Origin of the sequence: Loktanella sp. DJP18 (assembly GCF_049310965.1) — a bacterium.
GTDB lineage: Bacteria > Pseudomonadota > Alphaproteobacteria > Rhodobacterales > Rhodobacteraceae > Loktanella.
In genome coordinates this window covers 1-2576 of record NZ_JBMERN010000257.1, presented here as the reverse complement: position 1 = coordinate 2576, position 2576 = coordinate 1, and the positions used below count along the sequence as shown (strand labels likewise).

General features: G+C 54.3%; 3 protein-coding genes. 1 reads left to right on the top strand and 2 read right to left on the bottom strand.

What is annotated here, in order from left to right:
* Window positions 1-793, bottom strand: a 793-nt coding sequence (locus ACOI1H_RS24805; protein ID WP_422440921.1) for a hypothetical protein, incomplete at its 3' end; no start/stop codon positions are given.
* Window positions 794-1110: 317 nt separating this feature from the next.
* Between ACOI1H_RS24805 and ACOI1H_RS24800 the strand changes: the two genes are divergently transcribed.
* Entirely contained in the window at window positions 1111-1401 is a 291-nt protein-coding gene (locus ACOI1H_RS24800) for a hypothetical protein (RefSeq protein ID WP_422440919.1), read from the top strand.
* A 262-nt stretch (window positions 1402-1663) separates the two neighbouring features.
* Here ACOI1H_RS24800 and ACOI1H_RS24795 read toward each other — a convergent pair whose 3' ends face one another.
* Window positions 1664-2248: a hypothetical protein gene (locus ACOI1H_RS24795; protein ID WP_422440918.1), complete on the bottom strand. Its 585-nt coding sequence runs from the start codon at window positions 2246-2248 to the stop codon at window positions 1664-1666.
* Between the last annotated feature and the right edge of the window lie 328 nt (window positions 2249-2576).

The following is a 2576-nucleotide window of genomic DNA, read 5'->3' as shown; positions in this document are numbered from 1 at the left end:
CGTCCGAGCGACTGTCGTTCGCATTGATGCCTGCCTTGCTGCATGCGATCGCGATCACCTCTGTGTTGTAGAGGACATCTTCCTCATCATGTGTGATCTGCTGCTGGGTCCAGCCGCGGCGCAGAGCGTGCGCTGACGTGTTCTGAGGTGTTGTCTCGAGGCGCTTGCGCAGGTCCAGCGCCTGCGCCTCGGACAGTGTCATCTCGGCGCCGTAGAGCAGGTCTCCGACTGCATCGCGCTGACGATAACTGACGCCGCGGAAGCGATTGAGGTCGGAGGGCCCGTGCTTTCCTGCAACCGCCTTCAGGTTCTGCGCGACATCGGACTTTCTCACAATGGCACCGTGGAAAGGATACCAGAGCATCCGCACCATTTCGCGGTAGATGTCACGGTCGATCATTGTGAGCAGTTCGCGGAACTCGCGGTGCGGGTCACTTCTGGACGCTTTTGTCGGGCGATTCCAGAACGACAGAGCGAACGCTGCCTTGCGCATCAGTGCCGACCGCTTCGCCGGGTAGGTCTTTTGGCCACCCCAGGCGTCAGTCTGCCACATGTGCGGCCACTGATCCTGCTCAGCGGCAATGATCATATCCATGATCGTGCCAGCAACGGGTGTTGCGAAACTCGGAGAACCACCCGTGCGCGAGAATATACCTGCGATTGCCGAGGGCTTCACGTTGAGCGCGTCTGCAATCCGTATTTGGGGGATCTTCAGTTCGGTTGCGCGAACCTTCATGTAGTTTCCGAGCGGATTTTCCTCGGCAACAAGGTCGAATGTGAGACCGGTGATCATGGTGTTTTGTTCCTTGGCATATCCGGCAAAATCGCCGTCATTACCTTTGAGAACCAGATCATAGCTTAGTCAATTTGTTAAGTCGTGACTTAACTGTTTTCTGCCTGCATACGGGGATCTGGCTCAACCATAAGAAGTCGGCCGATTGTAGAAGCGCAATAAGATGCGTCTGTTTCCCCTACTAAGAAACGCTTGAATACAATTTTCTAGATGAAAATATTTCGTCTCTGAAATTGCTGGCTAATCTTGGTGTCAGGCGTGGTTGTCACGTCGCACGCGAACATGTCGTATCGCAAGATAGTGAAAGAGAGACCTCCATGAGCCAAGAGATGCAAACCGCCAACCCGACCATGTCCCAGGCGCCGGCCCAGACCATCATCCACGTTCACGCCGGCAAGAGCGCTGGCATCGCGATTCTGCTCACCGTTCTTCTGGGCCCGTTGGGCATGTTCTATTCGACGATCGTCGGCGGGATCGTCATGTTGATCGTTTCCTTCGTCGTGGCATTTTTGACCTTCGGTCTCGGCCTGTTACTGACCTGGCCGATTTGCATCATCTGGGCCGCCATCGCCGCCAAGAGTGATGGTCCGAAAACGATCACAACCTGATCCACCGGACATTTCTGGATGGCGATCTTCTGCGATCCAGCCATCAGTCGCAATGAAGCGCCGGCCGCCTGACGAAGGCAGCCGGCATCGTCATTTCTGATGTCCCCAGGTTGACCGTGAAGCCAAGGTCTTTGACGCAGCAAGTGATCGGGATGTAATAGAGGCGAGGTGATGACTATAGACCGTTATGGACCAAACTCATTGTGCCGATGCTCGGATTGAGCCTCGCCTGGGTAAAAGTGTCCTGCGTTTTTTCAACATCTTATGCGTAAGAAAGTAGAGTTGTCATGTCTTCAGCATTCAGGCCTTGGTCATACATGCGAGCCTTGAGACTCTCCATAGCTTCCATGCGTTCGTGGTTTGACAGCGTGGGTGTAACGCCAAGATCCAACGATATGCCCTGAGGATACTTATCTGACAGGTCTCGTGTTCCGTATAGGGTGCCGGCCAGAACAAGGGCAATCGCAATCGCCCTCTCTACGACGAGGTCAACCGTCGCATTTTCGGGCCCCGTTGCGTCTTGAGCCTGCATGATATTAAGGTCGAGCCCACTCCCGAGTATACCTTCCCCCATCTTGGAATAGATGATGGAGACAGATCCCGGTGGTAGCCTCGCATCTGTCGAAAGGATCTGGTGAAACAGCAACTCGACATGTTGGATAGGGCTTAACAGGGGAGTCTCCACGGCGGCCGCGCCAACATCGTCATCCAGACTTTCCAATTCGTCGAGGTCATCGATGACAGTGAAGTCGAGCAGGTCTTCTTCGTCGTCGTCTTGCACTGTGTGCTTGCTGTCCTTAGACATTTTGTCTGTCTTTCTTTTGGTCTGCGTGAGGCGCGTCTTCATAACTGTGCCTGCCAGAGATGCATTTTCCACTTTCATCACTCCCGGATCGGAGATCTCGCAGCAGGGTTCACCGAAAACCCTGCTGCGAGACCGATAACGGGACAGTTGCGTAAACCTCGATTTTTGAGGAATCCCAAAAAATGTCCTATTTTTCTGAACAACAGTAGCAGTTTGACGAAAGGTCGTCAAAAAATCTGGACGGGATGACGCGGTTGACCGCTGAACTTGACGCCGCCCTGCGGCCACGCGCCGACGATTTGTCCATCTCTGCTGTGGATGGACGGGATACCCGCGTCGCCAGGAGTTTCGGCGACTTCCATCAATATCT

Coding starts and splice junctions, on each gene's coding strand:
- ACOI1H_RS24800 (WP_422440919.1), top strand. CDS start 1,111: ATGAGCCAAGAGATGCAAACCGCCAACCCGACCATGTCCCAGGCGCCG.
- ACOI1H_RS24795 (WP_422440918.1), bottom strand. CDS start 2,248: ATGAAGACGCGCCTCACGCAGACCAAAAGAAAGACAGACAAAATGTCT.